The sequence below is a fragment of the Embleya sp. NPDC056575 genome, assembly GCF_042793325.1.
GTDB lineage: Bacteria > Actinomycetota > Actinomycetes > Streptomycetales > Streptomycetaceae > Embleya.
The window spans coordinates 1-17,725 of record NZ_JBHTVA010000091.1; the positions used below are offsets into that span (position 1 = coordinate 1).

The 17,725-nt window shown below is 72.4% G+C and carries 18 protein-coding genes; 8 read left to right on the forward strand and 10 right to left on the reverse strand.

Going from position 1 to position 17,725, the window contains the following annotated elements:
* Nucleotides 1–47: 47 nt before the first annotated feature.
* Nucleotides 48–578 carry a bacterioferritin gene (locus ACFRCG_RS42805; protein WP_380041863.1) on the reverse strand — a complete coding sequence of 177 codons (531 nt, stop codon included), beginning with the start codon at nucleotides 576–578 and terminating at the stop codon, nucleotides 48–50.
* A 395-nt stretch (nucleotides 579–973) separates the two neighbouring features.
* On the opposite strand from ACFRCG_RS42805, the gene ACFRCG_RS42810 reads away from it, so the two are divergent.
* The 3 genes from ACFRCG_RS42810 to ACFRCG_RS42820 all read left to right on the forward strand — a co-directional run bounded on the left by ACFRCG_RS42810 (nucleotide 974) and on the right by ACFRCG_RS42820 (nucleotide 2,160).
* A complete protein-coding gene (locus ACFRCG_RS42810; protein WP_380041866.1) occupies nucleotides 974–1,651 on the forward strand; it encodes an endonuclease in 678 nt (225 codons plus the stop codon).
* Between the two features lie 172 nt (nucleotides 1,652–1,823).
* Entirely contained in the window at nucleotides 1,824–1,985 is a 162-nt protein-coding gene (locus tag ACFRCG_RS42815; RefSeq protein ID WP_380041869.1) for a hypothetical protein, read from the forward strand.
* 49 nt (nucleotides 1,986–2,034) lie between these two features.
* On the forward strand, nucleotides 2,035–2,160 hold the full coding sequence (locus ACFRCG_RS42820) for a hypothetical protein (RefSeq protein ID WP_380041871.1): 126 nt from the start codon (nucleotides 2,035–2,037) through the stop codon (nucleotides 2,158–2,160).
* A 9-nt stretch (nucleotides 2,161–2,169) separates the two neighbouring features.
* Here ACFRCG_RS42820 and ACFRCG_RS42825 read toward each other — a convergent pair whose 3' ends face one another.
* Nucleotides 2,170–2,766: a helix-turn-helix domain-containing protein gene (locus tag ACFRCG_RS42825; protein WP_380041874.1), complete on the reverse strand. Its 597-nt coding sequence runs from the start codon at nucleotides 2,764–2,766 to the stop codon at nucleotides 2,170–2,172.
* A gap of 91 nt (nucleotides 2,767–2,857) precedes the next feature.
* Here ACFRCG_RS42825 and ACFRCG_RS42830 point away from each other — a divergent pair, with 91 nt between their 5' ends.
* Nucleotides 2,858–3,547, forward strand: coding sequence for an SAM-dependent methyltransferase (locus ACFRCG_RS42830; RefSeq protein WP_380041877.1), 690 nt, complete (start codon nucleotides 2,858–2,860; stop codon nucleotides 3,545–3,547).
* Nucleotides 3,548–3,610: 63 nt separating this feature from the next.
* Nucleotides 3,611–4,096 (forward strand): DinB family protein, encoded by a 486-nt coding sequence (locus ACFRCG_RS42835; RefSeq protein ID WP_380041879.1) that lies wholly within the window; start codon nucleotides 3,611–3,613, stop codon nucleotides 4,094–4,096.
* A 20-nt stretch (nucleotides 4,097–4,116) separates the two neighbouring features.
* Here the strand turns inward: ACFRCG_RS42835 and ACFRCG_RS42840 are convergent, their stop codons facing one another.
* On the reverse strand, nucleotides 4,117–4,869 hold the full coding sequence (locus ACFRCG_RS42840) for a TetR/AcrR family transcriptional regulator (protein WP_380041882.1): 753 nt from the start codon (nucleotides 4,867–4,869) through the stop codon (nucleotides 4,117–4,119).
* Between the two features lie 316 nt (nucleotides 4,870–5,185).
* Here ACFRCG_RS42840 and ACFRCG_RS42845 point away from each other — a divergent pair, with 316 nt between their 5' ends.
* Nucleotides 5,186–5,644 (forward strand): hypothetical protein, encoded by a 459-nt coding sequence (locus tag ACFRCG_RS42845; RefSeq protein WP_380041885.1) that lies wholly within the window; start codon nucleotides 5,186–5,188, stop codon nucleotides 5,642–5,644.
* 60 nt (nucleotides 5,645–5,704) lie between these two features.
* Here ACFRCG_RS42845 and ACFRCG_RS42850 read toward each other — a convergent pair whose 3' ends face one another.
* Nucleotides 5,705–6,676 carry an alpha/beta hydrolase family protein gene (locus tag ACFRCG_RS42850; RefSeq protein ID WP_380041888.1) on the reverse strand — a complete coding sequence of 324 codons (972 nt, stop codon included), beginning with the start codon at nucleotides 6,674–6,676 and terminating at the stop codon, nucleotides 5,705–5,707.
* 61 nt (nucleotides 6,677–6,737) lie between these two features.
* Nucleotides 6,738–7,280, reverse strand: coding sequence for a CGNR zinc finger domain-containing protein (locus tag ACFRCG_RS42855; RefSeq protein ID WP_380041890.1), 543 nt, complete (start codon nucleotides 7,278–7,280; stop codon nucleotides 6,738–6,740).
* A 140-nt stretch (nucleotides 7,281–7,420) separates the two neighbouring features.
* Between ACFRCG_RS42855 and ACFRCG_RS42860 the strand changes: the two genes are divergently transcribed.
* Complete coding sequence (locus ACFRCG_RS42860) at nucleotides 7,421–9,043, forward strand: FAD-dependent monooxygenase (RefSeq protein WP_380041893.1); 1,623 nt, start codon at nucleotides 7,421–7,423, stop codon at nucleotides 9,041–9,043.
* Between the two features lie 13 nt (nucleotides 9,044–9,056).
* On the opposite strand, the gene ACFRCG_RS42865 is transcribed toward ACFRCG_RS42860, so the two are convergent.
* Nucleotides 9,057–10,730 (reverse strand): PucR family transcriptional regulator, encoded by a 1,674-nt coding sequence (locus ACFRCG_RS42865; protein ID WP_380041895.1) that lies wholly within the window; start codon nucleotides 10,728–10,730, stop codon nucleotides 9,057–9,059.
* A 273-nt stretch (nucleotides 10,731–11,003) separates the two neighbouring features.
* Nucleotides 11,004–11,828, reverse strand: a complete 825-nt coding sequence (locus ACFRCG_RS42870; RefSeq protein ID WP_380041898.1) for a dienelactone hydrolase family protein — start codon at nucleotides 11,826–11,828, stop codon at nucleotides 11,004–11,006.
* Nucleotides 11,829–11,910: 82 nt separating this feature from the next.
* Between ACFRCG_RS42870 and ACFRCG_RS42875 the strand changes: the two genes are divergently transcribed.
* On the forward strand, nucleotides 11,911–12,531 hold the full coding sequence (locus ACFRCG_RS42875; protein WP_380041900.1) for a TetR/AcrR family transcriptional regulator: 621 nt from the start codon (nucleotides 11,911–11,913) through the stop codon (nucleotides 12,529–12,531).
* 221 nt (nucleotides 12,532–12,752) lie between these two features.
* On the opposite strand, the gene ACFRCG_RS42880 is transcribed toward ACFRCG_RS42875, so the two are convergent.
* The 3 genes from ACFRCG_RS42880 to ACFRCG_RS42890 all read right to left on the reverse strand — a co-directional run bounded on the left by ACFRCG_RS42880 (nucleotide 12,753) and on the right by ACFRCG_RS42890 (nucleotide 17,529).
* A complete protein-coding gene (locus tag ACFRCG_RS42880; protein WP_380041903.1) occupies nucleotides 12,753–15,347 on the reverse strand; it encodes an ABC transporter permease in 2,595 nt (864 codons plus the stop codon).
* The gene (locus ACFRCG_RS42885; protein WP_380041906.1) at nucleotides 15,335–16,120 is read right to left on the reverse strand and encodes an ABC transporter ATP-binding protein; all 786 of its coding nucleotides are present in this window, start codon (nucleotides 16,118–16,120) and stop codon (nucleotides 15,335–15,337) included. The genes ACFRCG_RS42880 and ACFRCG_RS42885 overlap by 13 nt, the downstream gene beginning before the upstream one ends.
* 173 nt (nucleotides 16,121–16,293) lie before the next feature.
* Complete coding sequence (locus ACFRCG_RS42890; RefSeq protein ID WP_380041908.1) at nucleotides 16,294–17,529, reverse strand: NAD(P)/FAD-dependent oxidoreductase; 1,236 nt, start codon at nucleotides 17,527–17,529, stop codon at nucleotides 16,294–16,296.
* Nucleotides 17,530–17,725: the final 196 nt, after the last annotated feature.

Genomic DNA, 17,725 nt, shown 5'->3' on the forward strand with positions numbered 1-17,725 from the left:
ACCGGGGCGCAACCGCCGCCCCGGTCCCGCGCGTTCCCGGCGTACGCTCAGGAACTCTTCTCCAGGAACCCCAGCATGTCGTCGGCGTGCTCCTCCTCGACCGAGAGAATGTCCTCGATCACCCGCCGCGTGGTCGGATCCCCGTCGCCGAGCCAGCCGATGATCTCCGTGTACGCCTGGATCGCGATGCGCTCGGCGACCAGGTTCTCCCGAATCATCTCGGTCAGATCCGACGACGTCGTGTACTGCGAATGGGCGCGCCCGACGGCCGTGGACGGGTCGAAGTCCGGTACACCACCCAGCTGCGTGATCCGCGCGGCGAGCTTGTCCGCGTGCTCCTGCTCCTCGTTCGAGTGGACCAGGAACTCCTCCGCGACCGTCTCCCCGTGCACACCCTTCGCCGCGAAGTGGTGTTGGCGATAGCGCAGCACGCACACGATCTCGGTGGCCAGGGCGGTATTGAGCACCTCCACCACCCGCTCCAGGTCCGCCCCGTACGCGGCGGTCACCGGGCCCTTGTCCATCTGCTGCCGAGCCTTGGCCCGCAGGGTCTCCACGTCACTCAGGAATTCCGACATCGTTCCTCATCTCGCTCGCTCGACTCCACGCCGTTACCCCGGGCTCCTCCGCGCAATCGCACGAAGGCCACGCCCGGATCCGTGGGGGCGACCCCCGGACATCGAACGGTGTCCGTCCGGCTGCCCCGGTTCGGCCGATCAATGCACGGGTCGCCGGCACATCCGACCGAAAGACCATTGGAAGCGATGAACTCGCCTACCATCAGCGCCCGTTCGTACAACACGTCACCTCGCACCCCATCCCCGCACCGCTTCCGACGGCGCCGTCACCCATGCGGCCGACCGCACCGGAAGGCAGCACTCGCGGGCCCCCGGCGCACAAGGTTGTGATGGGGCCATCCGGGTACCCGCTCCCGCCAGGAGAGACCGACCGCATCCTCGCCCGGAGGGCACCCGTGACCGACAAGCCGAAGGCCCATGCGCGACACCGTGCCACCGTGCGGACCCTGCTCGCCGAAGCCGGCACGACCTACGCCGAGGAAGCCGACGTGCGGCTCGCGGACAAGCCGGCGCCGCTGTGGCGACTGCTGGTCCTGAGCAATCTCGGCGCCACCCGGATCAAGGCCTCGATCGCCGTCGCCGCCGCCCGAGAACTCTTCGCGGCCGGCGGCGGCACACCCACCGGCCTGGCCGAACTCACCTGGCAACAACGCGTCGACGCGCTCGGCCGCGCCCACTACGTCCGCTACGACGAGGGCACCGCGACCCGGCTGGGGGACTGCGCCGACCTGATCCACCGTCGCTACGGCGGAGACCTGCGCCGGCTCGCCCGCGACGCCGACGAACGGCCCGAACGGATCCGGGAACTGCTCTGCGAATTCCCCGGCATCGGGCCGACCGGCGCGGGGATGTTCTGCCGGGAGGCGCAGGCCGTCTGGCCGTTCCTGCGCCCGACCCTGGACGATCGGGCCCTGCACGGCGCCGCCCGGCTCGACCTGCCCACCACCGCGAAGGCCCTCGCCGCCCTGGTGGCCGCCGACGACCTGGCCCGACTCGCCGCCGCACTGGTTCGCGTCGACCTGGACAAGGACCTGGCCGACCACATCACCACCGCGACTCCACCACCCGAGTGAACGCGCACACCAACGCGCGCACCCACACGGACGTGTCATCGACCACGACCCGGGTAGCCGCCCGACAGGAAGACGCACAGGACATACAGGCAGTCACGCCCGAACCGCAGGAAGCGAGACGACAACCATGGGCACCCGCCACGAACCCCGCGCCGGAACCAAGGCCCGCATCGTGACCCCGACCCCAGACGCCGTCAAGGACCGCGCGGCCGATCACGGCGCCACCTCCGGGCGTCGCGCCAAGCGAGGCGCACCCGTGCTCGGCGCGGCGGCCGGAGTCGCCCTCCTGCTCTGGAAGCGCAGCAGGAGCAGGTCCCGGCGACCCGGCAAGTAGCCGAGTCCGCACACGACCGTCGTACGCACGCACACCGAAGGAGGGCGGAATGTCGACGGAATCGGTGCTGCGCCTGCGCATCGCGGCGATCGTGCTGATCGCCGTCGTCATCCTGCTGGTCGTGCTGACCACCCGATGGCTGGCCAGACGCCACAACGGCCACCGCAGGCACTGACGCTCCGACCTACCTCCGTGCCCGAGGCGCGCCCCGGCCGCCGTGTACGTGCGCCCGCGTGCCCTGCAGGTCGAACAGGACCAGAAGCTCCACCGCCCCGCCGTCCGCGCTGCCCAGCCAGTGGGGGAGCGAGGTGTCGAACTCGACGGCGTTGTCCGCCTGCACCGAGACGTCCCGCTCGCCGACCACCAGACGCAACGTGCCGCCGAGCACGTACAGCCACTCGAACCCCTCGTGGGTCTGCAGCGTCGGTTCGAGCGGTTCCGACCGCGCCGGAATGATCATCTTGAACGCCTGTGTGCCACCCGGCCGTCGGGACAGCGGCACGAACGTCATCCCGAACCGCCGGATCGGCTTCAGATGGATCCGCGGATCGCCGGCGCGCGGGGCGCCCACCAGATCGTCCAGCGGGACGTCGTAGGCGTCCGACAGGAGCAGCAGCAGTTCGAGGGTCGCCCGGCGCCGACCGCTCTCCAGCCGGGACAGGGTGCTTTCGGACACCCCGGTGGTCGCGGAGAGATCGGCGAGGGTGATGCCACGCGCCTGCCGCAGCGCCCGCAGCCGCGGTCCCACCGCGTCGAGCACGTCTTCCAGTGCAGAGTCCATGGGGCCAGCTTGCCGAAACGGCAAGGAAAAGCGCCACCCGGTGGTACGTCGGCCGAAACTGGCCGCACCGACACCGAGGGGAAGGAACCCCATGGAACACTCCGACGCCGCACCGCACCCGAACGACGCGACACCGCACCCCACCGACGCGCACCCCTCCGGGGACGACGCCGCCCGCTACTGGGACTCCGTCTACGCCGGGCGCCCCGCGCCCACCGACCCTCGGCCGAACACCCGCCTCGTCGAGACGGTCACCGCACTGCCCCCGGGCGACGCGCTGGACCTCGGCTGCGGTGGCGGCGGCGACGCGCTGTGGCTCGCGGACCGCGGCTGGCGGGTCACCGCCCTGGACGTCTCGGCCGTGGCCACCTCCCGGCTCGCCCGGTTGGCCCGCGCCCGCGGCCTGGGCGATCGCATCACCGCCACGCCGCAGGACATCCGCGCCGCGCTGCCCGACCTGCGCTTCGACCTGGTCAACGCGCACTACTTCCACACCCCGTACGCCCAGGACCGCACCGCCGTCCTGCGCTCCGCCGCCGACCTGCTGCGCCCGGGCGGACGACTGCTGGTCGTCGACCACGGTTCGACGGCGCCGTGGTCGTGGAACCAGGACCCGGACGTGCGGTATCCGACGCCCCGGGAGGTCGTGGCGCCGCTGCGCCTGTCCCCCACCCGGTGGCGGGTCGAACGCGCGGACATGCCGCATCGGATCGCGGTCGGCCCCGACGGCCGCACCGCCGAGGTGATCGACCACGTTCTGCTCGTCCGCCGCACCGCGTGACACCGCTCCGGCCGAACCAAGCCCTCCGCACCACGAGCCCCCACCACGCACCAGGAGAACCCCGTGCCCACCCGCCGCCGCGACACCCCGCCGCCCCGCACCGCGAACACCGAAGTCGACGTCCTGCGCGGATTCCTCGACTACCTGCGCACCTCGATCGCCGCGAAGGTCGACGGAGCCCCGGAACCCGCGGTGCGCACCGCGGCGGTGCCCTCGGGTACGAACCTGCTCGGCCTGCTCACCCATCTGACCGCCGTCGAGGGCGCGATGTTCCTCGGTGAGAAGGTCACCGACTGGCAGGCGACATTCCGCCCCGCCGCCGCGGACGGTGTGGCCGACGTCGTCGCCCGCTACCGGGAGACCGTCGACCGCGCGAACACGATCCTCGACACCTGCACCGACCTCGGCGCCCCGCTCCCCCGGCCGGGACGCCCCGGCTCGGCGCCGAGCGTGCGCTGGGCGCTCACCCACATGATCGAGGAAACCGGTCGCCACGCCGGCCACGCGGACATCCTCCGCGAACTCGTCGACGGCACCACCGGCCGCTGAACCCGCCGGGCCGGACCCGACTACGAGGCCGTCGGGGCCGCCGGTCCGGGACCGTCCGGGACGAGGTTGTCGATGATCAAGCCGAGGGCGAAGTCGAACCGGTCGTGCCCCTCCCCCGAGGTCAGTTCGGCCGCATGCCGCCTGATCCGCGGAAACCGGTCGGCCGGAAGTGCCTCGAACCGGCCGACCAGTTCGTCCCGACTGAGCACCCACGCGAAGTCCGGGTGCTTCCGGCGCTGCCCGAGCAGCGAGCGCTCCAGCGCGTAGGCGCAGACGTAGAGGGAGAGGTTGTCGATCGCCCACGCGGCCGTCCGCGGTGCGACGCCCCCCGCGAGCAGGATCGCGAGCAGCCCCTCGTTCACCCGCAACGTCTCCAGGTTGGTCGGGACCATGGCGAGCGCGGCGCGCGAGATGCCCGGGTACATCAGGAACTGGTCGCGCAGCTGCCCGCACACGTCGCGGGTCTGGGCCCGCCAGGTCGCCGGGTCGGGCTCCGGCAGCACGATCCGGGAGCAGAGGCGGCCGATGATCAGGTCGTCGATGTCGTCCTTGTTGACGATGTGCGCGTACAGCGAGGACGGCCCGGTGCCGAGCACGTGGGTGATCCTGCGCACGGTGAGCGAGTCGTACCCCTCGGTGGCGACCACGTGCAACGCGGCGTCGGTGATGCGTTCGAGGGTGATCGGCTCCCGGCGCGGGGGCCTCGGCGCGGGGCCAGCGGGCTGCGGTGCGTGGCGGGCGGCGCGGTCCCGCCTCGGCTGGTCGGAGGGCATGGGCACATCCTAGCCTGATGAGAACTAAGTTCGTTATGTAGAACTTAGTTCACACCACTGGACCGAGTTCGTTGACGGCTCCGCGGGCGCGCCACCCTTCCCGGGGATCGGGGGCCATTTTTCGGCCATACGGCCCGCCACATGACGGAAAGTCATCGCCAAGCAACCAGATGTAACGCACATCACGTCCCCGGTCACTGCTCGATGTCGCTCGGTGGCTCAGGGTTGTGCGAGTATATGTCATGTGAGATGTGAAATGTCACACCTCATCAGCGATGTACGTCCGTCCCGGGCGTCATAAAACGGAGGTATTCCCATGAAGAAGGTCATCACCACCGCGGCGGCGATAGGCGTGGCCGGTCTGAGCATCCTCGCCACGGCGCCGGTCGCGTCCGCCGACGACACGCAGCCGACCACGCCGACGTCGGTCACCTGCGGTACCTACGGCCTGCAGTCGGGCCTGTCGACCAAGGTGTGCGCGGAGGTCACCGGCGAGAACGTCCAGCTCTTCGGCCAGGTCGGGCTCGCCGGTCCCCCGTCCCCGGGCGGCCCGTACCCCCAGCCGCTCCCGGTGACGCTGCGCCTGACCGGCAACGTGTCCGGCGTGTCCCTCGGCGCGGTCAGCCGCAACGACGTCTTCAACTTCACCACGATCAAGGTCTACGGCGTCGGCGGCGCGATCAAGTGCGGCTCGATCATCCACGGCAGCTTCGAGGTGGAGTCCTACCAGTGGCCCGCCCGCCCGGTGACCCTCGACCTGCCCGTGCCCTGCTGACCCCACATCACGCGACGACGGTCCCCGGGAAGCGAGTTCCCGGGGACCGTCGGCACATGTCTACTTGGATTCGACACGACCCATGGGGTGCGGGTCGGACGTCAGTGCGTGGCACGCGGATTGCCAGGCCGATTGCCATGCGGGGTCGTCGGGGTGGAGTCGGGCGCGCAGGTAGGCCCCGGTGAGGTGTTGGATCGCGGTCACCCGCTCGGGGTTCTCGTCCGTGGTTTCGGCGACGTCGTAGCCGGAGATCCCGCCGAGTCCGTGTTCGGCGTCGAACAGGGTGAGCAGGGACTTGGGGCCGGGAGCGAGGAAGTACGGGTCGGTGTGCCACTGCGGGCCGGCGACCGTCAGATGGGCGGAGGCGTCCTTGTCGCCGGCGACCACGAGGGTGGGCGTGGTCATCCGGGAGAAGTCCGGGGTGGCGAGGAAGGGGAAGTGCTCGGCCATGGGCGCCGTGAGGGCGTCGCCGCCTCGGCCGGGCGCGGCGAACAGTACGCCCGCCTTGATCCGCGGGTCGGCCATACGCACCTCGCTCCCGTCGTCCGGGTCGGTGAGCCGGGCGCCCAGCAGCAGGCTCGCGGTGTGGCCGCCCATCGAGTGTCCGGCGACGGCGACCCGGCTCGGGTCCAGGCGCCCGAGGAGTTGTGGCACGGCGGCCTCGATCACGTCGAGCGCGTCGAGGACGGCGGTCATGTCCTCGACGCGCGATCGCCAGTACATCGGCGCCCCGGGGGTGTCGGGGGCGAGCTTCAGCGTCGTCGAACTCAGGTGGGTGGGCTGGACGACCACGAAGCCGTGGCTCGCCCAGAAGTCCACGAGGGGCGCGTAACCGTCCAGCGAGGAGAGGTGGTTCGAGTGCCCCTGCCCGTGCGAGAGCAGGAGGATCGGCAACTCGCTCCCGGTCACGGGCGCGGTGACGCGCACCTGGAGGTCCACGGCGCGACCGGGCGCGGGAATCACCACCGGTCGGACGGACAACACGGGGGTGGGCGGGCCGAGGAGGTCGCCGATTCGGGTCGATGTACTCATGGCAAATCCCCTGAAGAGAAGCGGAGCGTTGTTCCGTTTAATATACGGAACACAGTTCCGGTTAGTCAATCGCCCGCCGACCCCGGTGCGCGGCCACCCGGACCCGGGTGGCGCAGCGGGGGGTGCAGTAGCGCTGTGGGGTTCGGCGACCGGTGTCGATGAAGAAGTGGTCGCAGTCGGGCGCGGCGCACCGCCCCCAGGCGCAGCGGCCGCGCTCGCCGAGCCACAGTCCGAGGGCCAGGGCACAGGTGGCCAGGAGCCAGTGGGCGGGGTCGGCGCCCCGGGGCGCCTTCGCGTGCATCGACCAGGGGCGCCCGGGGAGACGGACCAGGTAGGGCTGCGCGGGGTGTTCGTCCAGGAGGGCGTTGATCGCCTCGGCCGCCCGGTCCTCGTCGTCGGTCTCCAGGATGCGGATCAGCCGGGCGGCGGCCTCGCGCAGTTGCCGGGCGTCGTCCTCGGCGAGCGTGAACGACGGGCCGCCGTGGTGCGCCAGGAGGGCCCGGAGGGCCGGCGCGCCGACCCCGGGGTCGTCCTGGACGGCGTTCGCCAGGTCGGCGATGAAGTAGAGGCCGCGGGGGTTGTCCGCACCGAGGTCCTCGGGCATGCGCTTCGTCCTTTCCGACCGGCTCCGTCGCGGGGTTCTTCCCCGCGACCAGACGATGGTAACGTCTAAACAATCTGCCGAGCGTTACGATTTCGATGATCGTCCACTCCACCGCTCGCGATCCGCCCCCGAGGAGAGCCATGCACGCACCACCACCGACGACTCCCGTGCTCATCGTGGGCGGCGGGCCGATCGGCCTGACCCTGTCGATCCTGCTGTCCCGGTACGGCGTGGACCACCTGCTGGTCGAAGCCCGCCCGGGTCCCTCCCGCCACCCCAAGGCCCGTGGCGTCGCGGCCCGTTCGATGGAGATCCTGCGGCGCTGCGGGCTCGAGGACGCGGTGCGCGACGCGGGTCTCCCGGCTTCGCAGGTCTTCTTCTACCGGGGCCGGGACCTGGTCGATCCGGACTTCGTCCGCACCGGCGTCGCCCACGACACGTCCGCCGGGGATGAGCACACCCCCTCACCCGGGGTGATCTGCTCCCAGGACGCGCTGGAACCGGTGCTGCTGCGCCGGGCGCGTGAATCGGCACCCGACCGCGTTCGCTTCGGCATGAGACTGCTGTCCTTCACCGAGGCGGAAGCCGAGGCAGGAGTCGCACGCACACCCGAAACCGGGGCCGGCGCCGGCCTCGATGTCGTCCTCGAAGACCGCGACACCGGCCGTCGGCATACCGTGCGCGCCGCGTGGCTCGTCGGTTGCGACGGGGCCGCCGGCACGGTCCGGCCCCGCGCGGGCATCGCCATGGAGGGTCCCACCGGCCTCGCCCACTACCTCAGCGTCCGCTTCGAGGCGCCGCTCGGCGCCGTCGTGGCCGACCGGGCCAGTGCCGCCTACTTCCTGACCCCGCCCGCACTCGGCGGCTTCATGGCCGTGGACAACGACCGCAACTGGATCTACCAGTACCCCTTCGATCCCGAGCACCCGCGCGCGGGCGAAGACCTCGACGACCCGCACCGGCTCGCGGCCCTCGTCCGCACCGCCGCCGGCATCCCCGACCTCGACGTGACCATCCGCGACACCATGTGCTGGCGGATGGACGCCCGACTGGCGGCCGGCTACCGCGGCGGGCGCGTGCTCCTGGCCGGCGACGCGGCCCACGTGGTCCCGCCCACCGGCGGACACGGGATGAACACCGGGATCGGCGACGCGGACAACCTCGCCTGGAAACTCGCCGCCGTCGTGGCCGGCCGCGCCGACCCGACCCTCCTGGACAGCTACGACGCGGAGCGCCGCCCGGTCGCCCGCCACGTCATCGACGTATCCGACGGCAACGCCCGCTCCCGGACCGGCTATCGCATCGACGACGAACTCCTCCTCACCGCCGCCTACCGCTCCACCGCCGTCGCCCCCGACCCCGACACCCCGGTCCCGCCGCCCCTGGACGTCACCGGCTACCACCCGAGCGGCGCCCCCGGACACCGTGCCCCGCACATCCGCCTCGCCGGTTCGCCCGAAGTCGCCTCCACCCTCGACCTCGTCGGCCCGGACTTCACCCTGATCACCGCCGCCGACACCCCCGCCTGGCACCGACAGGCCGACGCCGCCGCGGCGGCCGGGATCCCCGTCACCGTCCACCCGCTCGACGGCGTCCGACTGCGCGAGGAACGCCCGGGCTCCTTCCGGCGGTTGTACGCCCTGCCCGCGAGCGGCGCCGCCCTGATCCGCCCCGACGGCCACATCGCCTGGCGCGCCGCCGCCCCGCCCGCGGGCCCCGAACTCCGCGAGGTGCTGAGGCGCATCCTCACCGGAGCCCGATGACCCCGCCGACTCGTTACCGCGCCCCCGTGGAGCGCGCCACGTCGGCCCCGAGCGATCCGGCCGGCTGCGGTCCCATCAAGCGCAGTTGCAGCGTCATCGCGAACCGCGCCGCCGGGTCCTGGAGGTCGACCCGGCCCACCTTGGCCATGCGACGCATGCGATAGCGGAACGTGTTCGGGTGCACGAACATGCTCGCCGACGCGGAGGCCACGTCGCCGAAGGCGTCCAACCACGCCCGCAGCGTCTCGACCAGGTTCGACTGGTGCTTGGCGTCGTAGGCGACCAATCGGGCCAGCGGGCCCACCAGTTCGTCACCGTTGACGGCGGCGAGGTCGCGCATCTCCAGGAGCAGCGCGTCGATGTGCACGTCGGCGATCGAGGCGACCCGCAGCTTCACCTCACCGCTTGACAACACCCGCAGCGCACGGTCGGCGTTTCTACGCGAGCGGCGCAGCGCGGTGGGCTCCTCCGCGATCGATCCGACGCCGACCAGCGCCTTGACCCGATCGCCGGTGCGTTCCAGGAAGTTGTCGGCGATCTGTACGGCCCGCTCGCGCGCGGCGCTCGGATCGCCCGGCGCGGGCAGCACGGCGTAGGCGACGTCGCCCAGGAGCGCGACGGCCGAGCGGGGTTGCACGGCGTGGAGGTGTACCGCGAAGGCCGAGGTGAGTCGTTGCCGTTCGGCGGTGAGTCGGGTGTCGTCCTCGGGCCCGTCCGGGACCACGCCCAGAGCGAGCACCACCGTCGGCTCGTGCACCAGCCCCAGGCGGGCCAGTGCGTCGGTCGCGCCGGCACCGCCCTCCAGGACCGTGGTAACCAGGTCGGCCCGCAGCCGGTGCTCGGCGTCGGTGCCGGCCCGGTGGCGCAGTAGGTGCAGGGCCACGAGCTGGGCGGCGTCCCGGAACGCGGCGGTGCGCTCCGGGCTGAGCGGTTCGCGGACCGCGGCCCACACCGAGCCGAGGATCTCGTCGCCCGCCCGGACCACGACCGCCGTGCGCCAGAGCGCGGGCTCGTTCGGGTCGTCGACCGCCGGGGCGATGAGCAGCGGCTCACCGGTGCGGTACAGCTCCTTGAACACGCCCCGGCTCTCGAAGACGCGCAGGTACTTCTCCGGGACGCGGCGGGCGAGGATGGTCTCCACGCGTGACGGGTCGGCCTCGTCCTGTCGGCCGGAGAAGGCGAGGATGTGCGAGCGGCGGTCCTCGATGGTTATCGGGGCGTCCAGCAGCGTGGCCACGGCGTTGGCCAGCGCGAACAGGTCCCCCGAGGGCACCCCGCCCAGGGTCTGCCCGCCGGCGTCGCCGAAGTCGCCTTCGGTGAGCAACGTGCGGAGCATGGCCGCGAGCTGGGCCCAGGACGCGCCCCGGGTCAGCGCCAGCACGGCGATGCCCGTCTCGGCGGCGACGCGCGCGACCTCCTCGTCAGGCTCGACGGGTCCGCGCACGATCAGGGCGGTGACGCCGTGCGCCCCGAGCGTGTCCAGGAGCCGGGCGATCTCGACGGGTCCGTGCACGGCCGGTCCCAGCACCACGGCGTGCCGAGGGTAGGCCGGTTCGTCGTACGGGTCGTGAATGACCACCCCGCCGATCTCCTCCACGGTGTCCGCGTCGCCGTGGACCAGATCGAGGAAGGTGCGGCCGAAATCCTCGACCACACGGGCAAGGCTTCGGCGGTGGTGGTTCGTCACGTGGGTGTCACCTCGGTGCGGCAAAACGATACGGTCCCACGATGTCGTACCCGACAATCACTGTCCAAGGAAAGATCACCGGGGACCGAACCACCCGGCGCAACCCGCCGGAACCGGGACGAATCGCCGACCCGCATGCGGGCGGGGCACCGTTGACGACCGGCGCACCAACCGACGGCCGACTCGCGTCGACGACCTTGGGGCCGTGCCCCTCGTCCCGGTTCGTCGTCGACGTCCTCGACGGCCCGATCCCGGTCGGCGACGCGGGTTCCGTCAGGCCGTGGCGTGGTCGGGAAGCAGGCGGGCGCGGAGGAATGCGAGGACTTCGTCGCGGGCTCGCACGGTGGGATGGCCTTCCTCGTCGACGAGGTGCGCGGTGACCACGCTGTGCGGGGTCCGGATCATGTCGCGGAAGAACGGCGGTGGTTCGGGGTTGGCGTACTCGCCGGGGAGGACGCGGCCGTCGAAGCGGTCGCCGAGGAGTTGTGCGTAGGCGGCGAAGCGTTGGCCGGTACACCACTTGTCGTTGTCGAAGCGCAGGCCGAGTGCGGTGAGTTCGTCACGCTCGAAGCGCTCGCGGATGGCGGCCGCGTCCTCGGGCGACAACTCCAAGGCGGCCGGATCGTCCAGTGGTAGTGAAGGTTGGCCGAGGACCGGGGCGATGACGGCCGGTTCCAGTGTCATGCTCAGCGCGAAGTTGCCGGTGAAGCACATCCCCACCGCGCCGACGCCCGGCCCGCCGCACTCGTCGTGCGCGGCCTTGGCCAGCGCGCGCAGCCACACCGCCACCGGGCTCGTGCCACCGCCCGCGAACGCCCTGAACTCCCTGCTGACGCACGCCCGTCGGAGGATCGGCTCGGCGAGCTCGACGGTGGGATACGCCCCGTCGACACCGAAGAGCGACGGCAGGTAGACGGTGAATCCCGCATCGCGTACCCACCCGGCGAAGCGCACCACGTCGGGACTGATACCCGGCATCTCGGGCATCACGACCACCGCGGGCCCGCTCCCGGCCACGTGGACGGTCTTCTCGTCCCCGGACAGCGAGAGCACACGTTTCGCGAAGCCGTCCAGCCCGGCGCCGCCGTCGACACCCATGATCCACACCCCCACTATGCGATCGATCGGTCGTAATGATCGGCCCACGCTACACGACCGATCGATCGCATACAATCGGCGCATGGCCCCGGACACCCGTGACTCCGCCGCGAATTCCCCCGCGCCGCGCACCGACGGCCGCCGCGCCCGAGGCGACCGGACCCGGCACGAAGTCGCCCGGCAGGCCGCCATGTCGGCGACCGTGCACGGGCTGGACGCCATCACCGTCGGCACGCTCGCCGCCCGGACCGGACACAGCAAGAGCGGGATTCTCACGGTGTTCGCCAACCGGGAAGCGATCCAGATCGCCGCCGTCGCCGAGGCCCGCGCCCTGTACCTGCGGCACATCGTCGAGCCCTCGTGGCCCGCCGCCCCGGGGCGGCCCCGACTCCGGGCCATGCTCGACAACTGGGTCGCCTACGTGCGCGACGGCGTCTTCCCCGGCGGGTGCTTCATCACCACGACCTCGGTCGAATACGGCCACCGCCAGGGCCCCGTCGCCGACGCCGTCCGCGACCTCGCCCGCGAGTGGCTCCACCTGCTCGAATCGGAACTGTCCGCCGCCGGCAGCCACTTCCCCGCCGACGACGCCTTCCGCATCGACGCCTATCTGCGCGCCGCCATCACCCGCCACCAACTCTTCGGCGACGACACCGAGTTGGACCGCGCCAAACGCCTGTCCCTGGACGTGCTCGGCGCCTGACGCCGACACGCGAAGGCGTTGTCGCCGAGCCGGCCCCGTTCGATGCGTCACACCGTCACCAATACGTTGACCGTGACCGCCACCACCACGAGGGCCAGAACCACCCACGGCCAGAGCGGGCGTTCCTTCGGCGGTTGCCATTCGGGTCGATCATTCATCGGAATGCACGTCCTTTCCGCAGTGAAGTGATGTGAATCGAGTCGATGCGGTGCCCACCGCACTCACCCCCGTGCCTTGATCGCGTCGATCGGCCGATGCCGCAGCGTGATCCGCGCCGGGATCACCAGGGCCGCCACGCCGATCGTGGTCGCCGTGCCGACGATGGCCAGGTACAGGGACACCGGAACCGCCGGCACCGCCGAGCCGGTCAGCCCGTACGCGATGGTGACCAGCGGCAGCAGCGGTACGAGCGTGCCGACCACGATCGCGGTCGTGACCACCACCGCCGTCTCCGCGGCCACCATGCCCAACACCTGCCGCGGGGACGCCCCGACCAACCGCAGCAGCGCGAACTCCCGCACCCGGCCGTGGATCGTGTCCACGAGGGTGTTGGTGACCGCGATCGCCAGGTAGCCGAAAACCAACACGAGCGGCAACGCCCCGGTGAACAGCGCCAGGCTGAACCGCGCCCGACTCGCCGCCGTGAACCGGTCCCCGCCGACCACGCGCAGATCGGGACGGCCGGCCGCGATGCGATCCAGTGCCCGCCGTACCGTCCCCGCGTCCGCGCCCGGCGCCGACCGGATCAGGATGCGTTGGGTGACCCCCGCGGTGGTGTGTGCCGCCACCTGCTCGTAGGGCAGCACGACGTCGCCGAACCCAAGCCCCCGGTCGTACACGGCGACCACCCTCGGCCGCATCGCCGACCCGTCCCCCAGCCGAATCGGCACCCGGTCCCCGACCCCGACCCGCAACGTCCCGGCCGCGGTCCGACCGAGCGCCACCGTGTCCCCACCCAGGGTGCCCAAACCCGCCAAGTCCCCGGAGCGCACGCCCAGATCGATGGTGTCCCCCACCCCTGCCGCGTCCAGACCGAGCGCCGGATAGTCGAACACCTGTGGATCCCCCAGCAGTTGCACCGACGCGTACACCCGGGTCCCGGCGATCCGGGTGACCGTGCGCACCCCCGGCACCCGCCCGGCCTGCTCGACCACCGCCGCCGGAACTCCCGTGGCACCGGCGGTGATCGCAAAGTCGGCCCGGATCCCGACCTCGACATCGCGCGTGCCCCCGGCCGCCATCGTCGCCGGAATGAACATCTGCACACAGGAGAAGCCGACCGCCAGGAACAACGGTCCGATCGCCGTGGCCAACCGCCGCGAGCCCGCGACCGCGTTCGCCGCGGCCAGATACCCTTCCGCGCCCAGGAAACGGCGCAGCGGAACGGCCAGTACCCGAGCGGCGATTCGCACGATCGCCGGGCTCAGCAGCACGGCCGCGACCACCATCAGCAGGCCCCCGGTACCGGCGATCGCCACCGGCAGGATCCCGTCCAGGATCAGCGGCACCACCGCGCCCGCCGCGCCCAGGACCAGCAGTCCGCCGCCGAGCACCCCGCGGCCCGCACCGAGTCGGGCCGCGTCGTCCGCCGCCGCGGTCAGCGCCGCGACGGGGCGAAGGCGGTGGGTCTCGCGTCTCCCGAACCAGGCCGCGATCTGCGCCAGGAGCAGACAGCCGGCAAACGCCACCACCGGCGGCAACGGGCCCACGGTGAACGCGAAGTCGGCCGGAATCACCCCGACCCGGGCCAGCACCGCCCGGAGCGCGAACGCCACCGGAATACCCAGCGGCGCGCCCACCGCGCCCGCGACGGCGGACACCACCAGCGTCTCGCCGGCCACGATCCGAGTGATCTGCCGCGGCGTGGCCGCCACCGCCCGCAACATCGCGAACTCGCGCCGACGTGCGTGCAGACTCGCCGCGAGGGTGCTCGCCACGACCATGATCGCGACCAGGACGGCGGCGGCACCGAGCGCGCCCGCGAGTTCCCGGAGTTCGCCCCGCGCGCGGCGCACGTCGGGGAACTCCACCCGCCCCCGGTCGTCGCCCGTGTACACCACCGCGCCGGTCCCGGCGAGCGCCCGCCGAAGGCGCCCGGTCAGCCCGGCCCCGGCCGGGCCGTCCTCCGCGAGCACGCCGATCGCGCGCACCCGGCCCGGCACCGCGCCCAGTCGGTCGGCCCGGGCATCGTCGAAGTACAGGGCCGCCTCGCGCGGGGCCGACCGGGCAGCGCCGGCGGCGGAGCGGGCGATCCCCACCACGCGATACGCCGCGTCCCGCCCAGGCGTCACCACACGTACCGTGTCCCCGGGCCGCACCCGGACCCGCCGCGCGAAGTCGGCGTCGACGACGACCTCGTCGGCCCCGGTCGGCGCCCGCCCGGCCTGCGGCACCACCGGCGTCAGTGCCGCCGAGGACCAGCCGTGCCCGAACACCGGGCGCCCGTCCCGGCGCGCGGCCGGCACGCCGTCCGGCCCGACCACCGAGGCCGGGAACGACCGATCGCCGAGCGCCGCCCGCACCCCGGGCACGGCGGCGACCCGTTCGACCAGCGCGGCCGGCAGCCCCGGGTCCTCCGTGGTCGGCTCGGTCCGCGTCCGGCCACCGGCGTCGGTGTCGCGGATCGCGATGTCGTGCTTCGGACCCACGACCACGCTCGCCCCGGCGTAGCGCTGCGGCGCGACCCCGACGGCGAGCCCCGAACCCAACACGATCCCGAACGCGGTGATCAGCGAACAGGCGCCGAGCAGTGCCACGAACGGTGCGACCAGGCCCCCGGTGTGGGCGCGCAGCGTACGGCGAATCAGGTACCACACGCGCTTCCCTCCCCCAGTCGGGTCATGTGCCCCGCGATCTCCCGCTCGGTCGGCGCCACCGCCTCGCCCGTGACCCGCCCGTCGGCCAGGAAGACCACCCGACTCGCGTGGGTCGCCGCCGCCGCGTCGTGCGTGACCATCACCACGGTCTGCCCGTGCGTGTGCACGATCTCCCGCAGCAGCGCCAGTACTTGGCGGCCGGTGTGCAGGTCGAGCGCCCCGGTGGGTTCGTCGGCGAAGACCACGTCGGGCCGGGTGATCAGCGCCCGGGCGATCGCGACGCGCTGTTGTTGCCCGCCGGACAGCCGGCCGGGCCGCTCGTCGAGCCGCCCGGTCAGGCCGACCCGGGCGGCCACCTCCCGTACCCACGCGGGATCGATCGGCACGGCGCCCAGGCGCAGCGGCAGGGTGATGTTGTCGGCCACGTTCAGCGCCGGGATCAGGTTGTACGCCTGGAAGACGAACCCGACCCGTTCGCGGCGCAGCGCGGTCGCGGCGGCCTCGTCGAGTGTGCCCACCTCGACGCCGCCGATGCGTACCGATCCGGAGGTGGGCCGGTCGAGGCCGGCCGCGCAGTGCAGCAGGGTGCTCTTGCCCGAGCCCGAGGGGCCCATCACGGCGGTGAAGGTGCCGACGGCGAAGCCGATGTCGGTCGGGTGCAGCGCGGTGACCGGTCCGCCGGCGGTCCGGTAGGTCTTGCCGACCGCGTCCAGTACGACCGCGAAGTCGGCCTCCCTGTCCGGGGGTTCGTGGTCGAAGCGGGGGTGGTTCACGCGTACTCCGGGCGTCGCGGCGTCGATTCCGTGGGCCGGCGGATCGCGGATCCGCCGACTGCCTCGAATCTAGGTTTCGCCGCCGGCGCGCCCCATCCCGCGCACGGGCATATCCGGGGAGGTCGCCACGGGTGTGCCGATGGTGGTGCGGGCACCACCATCGGGCCGCGCGGCTACACCCGATCGAGCGGGATGCCCGGGTCGGCCAGCCGTTCCGGGTCCACGGCGCGGCCGGAGCGCACGAGTTGCCCGATGGTTTCGGTGACGTCCCAGACGTTGACGTTCATCCCGGCCAGCACGCGGCCCTCGGCCAGCCAGAAGGCGACGAACTCCCCGCCGGCCGGGTCGCCCCGGAACAGCACCCGGTCGTACTCCCCCGGTTCGGCGTAGCCGGTGTACTCCATGCCGAGTTCGTATTGGTCGGTGAAGAAGTAGGGGATCCGGTCGTACGACACGTCCCGGTCGAGCATCGAACGCGCGGCGGCGGGCGCCTGGTTGAGCGCGTTGGCCCAGTGCTCGACGCGGATGCCCCGGCCCAGGACGGGATGCAGCGCGTTGGCGACGTCGCCGGCCGCGTACACGTCGGCGGCCGAGGTGCGCAGCGCGGCGTCGGTGCGGATGCCGTTGTCCACGGTGAGCCCGGCGGCTTCGGCGAGCGCGGTGTTCGGGGTGACGCCGATCCCGACGACGACCACGTCCGCGGCCACCTCGGTGCCGTCGCCGAGCCGGACCCCGGTGACCTTGCCGCCGTCGCCGGTGATCTCCGCGACGTCGGCGCGCAACCGGAACTCGACGCCGTGCGCGGCGTGGAGGTCGAGGAAGATCCGGGCGACCTCGTCGCCGAGCACCCGCAGCAGCGGCAGCGGGGCCGCCTCGACCACGGTCACCGGGCACCCGTGCTCGCGCGCCGCGGCGGCGGTCTCCAGGCCGATCCAGCCACCGCCGATCACCACGACCCGGCGGCCGGCGCGGAAGTCCGCCAGCAGCCGGTCGCTGTCGGCCAGGCGACGCAGATAGCGCACGCCGTCCAGGTCGGCGCCGGGCACGGGCAACCGGCGCGGCGTGGCACCGGTGGTCAACAACAGCTTGGCGTAGTCGATGCGCTCACCGTCGTCCAGCACGACGGCCGACGCCGCGAGGTCGATCGCGGTGACCGTACGCCCCAGGCGCAGTTCCACGTCGTGGTCGGCGTACCAGGACTCCTCGTGTACGTAGGCGTCGTCGCGGGGGTTCTTGCCGAGCAGGTAGCCCTTCGACAGCGGCGGGCGTTCGTAGGGGTACTCCCCTTCGTCGCCGATCAGCACGATCCGGCCCGCGTACCCCTCGGCGCGCAGGGTCTCCGCCGCCTTGGCGCCGGCGAGGGACGCGCCGACGATCACGTATGGGGAGCCTGTCGAAGTCGTACTCATGGCCGACCCTTTCGTCACACTGCACGGCAACCTCCAGGCAGCGTAGCGATCACACAGTGCTCATGACACATCACGCCACGTGTCGAGCGCGAACGGAAGCCGGCGTGGCGCTCACGATTTCCTCACGGTGGGCGGCACACGATGGGCCCGTTCCGCGCACCCGCGCTCGTACCGCCTCGCCGATCCTTCCGGAGTC

Bases quoted from the DNA above. Each gene is read 5' to 3' on its own strand.
- ACFRCG_RS42855 (WP_380041890.1), bottom strand. From the start codon at position 7,280: ATGCCCGAGGACCTCGGTGCGGACAACCCCCGCGGCCTCTACTTCATC.
- ACFRCG_RS42890 (WP_380041908.1), bottom strand. From the start codon at position 17,529: ATGAGTACGACTTCGACAGGCTCCCCATACGTGATCGTCGGCGCGTCC.
- ACFRCG_RS42820 (WP_380041871.1), top strand. From the start codon at position 2,035: ATGTCGACGGAATCGGTGCTGCGCCTGCGCATCGCGGCGATCGTGCTG.
- ACFRCG_RS42840 (WP_380041882.1), bottom strand. From the start codon at position 4,869: ATGCCCTCCGACCAGCCGAGGCGGGACCGCGCCGCCCGCCACGCACCG.
- ACFRCG_RS42845 (WP_380041885.1), top strand. From the start codon at position 5,186: ATGAAGAAGGTCATCACCACCGCGGCGGCGATAGGCGTGGCCGGTCTG.
- ACFRCG_RS42875 (WP_380041900.1), top strand. From the start codon at position 11,911: ATGGCCCCGGACACCCGTGACTCCGCCGCGAATTCCCCCGCGCCGCGC.
- ACFRCG_RS42870 (WP_380041898.1), bottom strand. From the start codon at position 11,828: ATGGGTGTCGACGGCGGCGCCGGGCTGGACGGCTTCGCGAAACGTGTG.
- ACFRCG_RS42805 (WP_380041863.1), bottom strand. From the start codon at position 578: ATGTCGGAATTCCTGAGTGACGTGGAGACCCTGCGGGCCAAGGCTCGG.
- ACFRCG_RS42860 (WP_380041893.1), top strand. From the start codon at position 7,421: ATGCACGCACCACCACCGACGACTCCCGTGCTCATCGTGGGCGGCGGG.
- ACFRCG_RS42825 (WP_380041874.1), bottom strand. From the start codon at position 2,766: ATGGACTCTGCACTGGAAGACGTGCTCGACGCGGTGGGACCGCGGCTG.
- ACFRCG_RS42830 (WP_380041877.1), top strand. From the start codon at position 2,858: ATGGAACACTCCGACGCCGCACCGCACCCGAACGACGCGACACCGCAC.
- ACFRCG_RS42850 (WP_380041888.1), bottom strand. From the start codon at position 6,676: ATGAGTACATCGACCCGAATCGGCGACCTCCTCGGCCCGCCCACCCCC.